Here is a 3,622-nt window from a genome sequence, read left to right as displayed (position 1 = left end):
GTACTTACGCCACCGAAAGGTGGTCATCCACGCGCACCGAAAGGCGGCAGCTGCCAAGGCCACCGATTAACTTTTGTACCAAACTTTTAACCAAGGCCACCTCTCCAAGGGGTCGCACTAGACTAGGAACGGAAAACAACGCTAAGGCCGCTTGACTACCAAAAACGAGTTGATTTGTCTCACCAAATCAATCATTCAGGCTAAAATGAGCCATTGATACGTGAGATAGGCAAAAGCTACACGCCAGAACGGCAAGAACCTGAGTTTCTCAAAAAACGCCTTGATAGCGTTTAAATGTACGTTTTTTGAGATAGCCCGCTAGCTCAGGATTCCTTAGCGTTGTTTTACGTTTCTACTATTGTGCGACTTCTCCAAGTGCAGCGTGGACTCGACACGCCCCGCCATTTTTTCGAGCCCACTTGCCGTTGCGTTCTTCCACCAAGGGACCACAACTTCATGCTTGGCAAAAAGAAAGCTTTTGCGCTATGTTGATGGGATAGTCAAGGATTTTTGGTCATCATCCGTCAGCCTGCTGACCTTTTACGTCTTCTCGCAATGGCATCAGGAAACCCCTCGCCTCAGCCTTCTATGGCTTCCTAATTTAGTCCCGCAATAACCCAGCGCGAAGACACCGTTAAACGCGTGGACCCGATGTTGTCAGCAGTCAATGGCGACTCCTCTGGGCAGGGCAAGTGTAGTGGGGTGGCAAGCACTATTCTACCCGCCTGGAAGAGTTGCGGCTGATTGGCAAGTGGCTACCAACGGGGGGCGCCGAAACTCGAAATTATTGGGTTGTAGGGAGCATGCGCCAGAAGTGCGGCTTATAAAACCTATTACTTCGCATTGAGAGAGTTCGACTAGGCGGGTGGCAAGGGGTCAGAAAATAGGTTTTATAAGCTTTCAAAGCGCTATTTTCCGGCGTTTCAACTGCATTAATGGGCATTGACGGTCACTTTGGGGGTAGCTCTTTGGAGGCACCTGGGCGATGTGACGAGAGTTATAAAACCTATTAATAAGACCTCTAGTTGCTATCCAAGCGGGTGCCAGAAGTAAGTCAGAAACCAATATAGTATTAAAAGGTAAATAATTGCTGGAAAAATGCAATTCTGTTTTGTGCTTGTTTAGACTCCTTTTTTTGTTGTTTTCGTTCGTGTATCGCCCAAACCATCACTTTATAAGCTGTTGTACTCCAGCTTCAACAAGCTTGTGAGTATTTTAAAGTATTTAAAGTATTTGCAGGGCTTGTATCTTTTTATACCTCAGTATTTTAAGCGGCTTCAGTAATAGGTTTTATAAGCTAACTAATAGGCTTCATAAGCGGGGTAATAGATTCTATAAGCGGGGTAATAGCTTTCATAAGTCAAGCTAATAGCTTTCATAAGCTAATTAATAGAAGGGGATTGTGCGTCTATCATTAGGCGAACTAATAGATTTCATAAGTTGTGTAGGGTAAATGACTCAGGAAGGGTCACACGGGCAAGTCTCGAACTAATGGGTTTCATAAGCTTAACTAATAGGTTTTATAAGCTTAGCTCAAATCGCTTGTTACGCGAACTAATAGGTTTCATAAGTCCAACTAATAGCTTTTATAAGCCGACAGAGTCGCCGCCTTTCGGCTGAATCATAGATTCAAGATTTGGCTCTATTAGTTTGCAATTTAAGCCGTATGTTTGCTCTCTACCACCATAGTAGCTACGAATGGCCGCGCCCGAATCCACCGTCCCAATCGAAATTCGGCAGCACAACGCGCTGACGACGGCCCGCTACGAGATGAGTGCCTGCGAGATGGACATCGTCTTTTCGCTGCTCTCAAAGCTCACCAAGCAGGACCAGGCCGGGACCATCTACGAAATCCGGGTAAAGGAGCTGATGGAGATGACGGGCCGGACCTGGAACTACAAGCAGCTGCTGGAATCCACCGAAAATCTCAACAGCCGCGTCTACCACATCGAGACGGGCAAAACGTTGCTGCAGGTAAGCCTGCTGGCGTCGGCGCTGTACCGCAAGGGCGAGGGAACCATTGAGTTGGAGATATCCGAGCGCATGCGCCCCTTCCTCATTGACCTAAAGAGTAACTTTACGTCCTATCGCCTGCAGGCGGCCTTCAGCCTGAGCAGCAAGTACGCCAAGCGCATCTACCAGCTGGCCTCGCAGTGGAAAGACATCGGGGAAACCAAGACCTACTCCCTGGATGAGTTCAAGGGGATGCTCAAACTGAAGGACCCCGCGGGCAAGGAGCCCGAGCAGTACGCCCAGATTTCGTCGCTGCAGAAGTACGTGCTCGACGTGGCCACTACGCAGATAAACGAGCACACGGACCTGCGCATCAAGTACGAGCTGCTAAAAAAAGGACGCTCGTTTCAAAGCATCAAGTTCTACGTCAACACCCAGGTGCCGCAGCAACTGCCCATTCCCTTCGAGCTGGAGGCCGATGACGCCAAAGTGCAGCTCGCCCGCAAGCACCTGGAAACCCTGGGCATTGCCGAACCCAAGCTGGTGCAGGATATTCTGCAGTCCCCTAAGTACGTAGATGCCTTGTTTGCCTTCATCTACAAGCTGAAGACCGATAAAATCAAGGCCACTAAGAACCCGGGCGGCCTGTTTTTGAAAATGCAAGGTCTGCGTTAAAGAAAAGTAGATACGGCTCGCCCTTTTGGCCATTACGAGGCGCTTGGGACCAGCAGATTCACATGAAAGCCCTATATGAACGACGGTGTCGACAGCTAAACCCCAGGATTGACCCGACGCAAGGACATAAGCCATCGTTTACCACCAGCCAGATGTCCATGAACCAAGAGTCAACTTTCATCACGCCAGTACACATCCAGCGGGCGAAAGCGGCCTTGCACGATGCCGGCATTTCGGTCGCCGTTGGCACGCAGGCCCTGGACCTGGCCACCGCGTACTACCTCCACCCCCCCCCCAGGTCAGCCACGCGGACGCGATGCGGCGGGAGCGCAACCGCATCCAAGACGAGTTGGAAACCGTCAGCAGCCAGCTGCAGCTCGAGCGCCGCAAGACGCACCCGCTGGAAGAGGCGTTGGCGGTGGCCCTGCAATCGCCCAGAGCGCACCAAAACAAGGCCTATAAGCTGCGCAAGCGGCTGCGGGCGATATTAGCCGTGCTGGAGCACCCCCAGGCCGAAGAGACGACCAAGCTTAAAGGTATCGCGAAGCTGGTCGCCGGGGCGTTGGCGGGCGAAGACGACCCGGCGCAGGCGTTCGGGGCCTAGCAAGTTGCCGGGATGAGCTCAACCACCCAGGCCGCGTCGTGTCGGGGGCCGAGAAGCCGGTCACAAGAGCGGTCGGATTGCGCTGCCAATCCGACCAGCGTGGCTACCTTTCATCCCCGTCGTCGTTGGCGGAACGTAAAGGAGCGGCGGCCTTGTTTGCCTCACCCGTTCCGTAAACTATCCCCCCCCTCATGCCCCGTTCGCAGCCCGGGCACCCCACGCCATGGCCAAGTCCCTCACAAAGCGTCTTACACAGCGGGCCGGCGAGCGGCCGGACGCCGGGCGCCAGGGCGCGGGGCGACGGGCCCGGGGCGGGCGGCAATCGGGCACGGAACGAGCCAGGGGAGGAGGGCGCTACGCGCCCCGTTGGCCGGGAGGAAGCCGGAGGGC

2 protein-coding genes are annotated in these 3,622 nt (G+C 53.5%); both read left to right on the top strand.

Translation table 11 applies throughout. From position 1 onward, the window contains the following. The first annotated feature begins 1,698 nt into the window (after positions 1–1,698). Positions 1,699–2,628, top strand: coding sequence for a replication initiation protein (locus BEN47_RS00025; RefSeq protein ID WP_070724166.1), 930 nt, complete (start codon positions 1,699–1,701; stop codon positions 2,626–2,628). A 349-nt stretch (positions 2,629–2,977) separates the two neighbouring features. Beyond that, complete coding sequence (locus BEN47_RS00020; RefSeq protein ID WP_125921416.1) at positions 2,978–3,232, top strand: hypothetical protein; 255 nt, start codon at positions 2,978–2,980, stop codon at positions 3,230–3,232. The last annotated feature ends 390 nt before the right edge of the window (positions 3,233–3,622 follow it).

The organism is Hymenobacter lapidarius (genome assembly GCF_001816145.1).
Lineage (GTDB): Bacteria > Bacteroidota > Bacteroidia > Cytophagales > Hymenobacteraceae > Hymenobacter > Hymenobacter lapidarius.
This window is presented reverse-complemented; position numbering and strand designations above follow the sequence as displayed.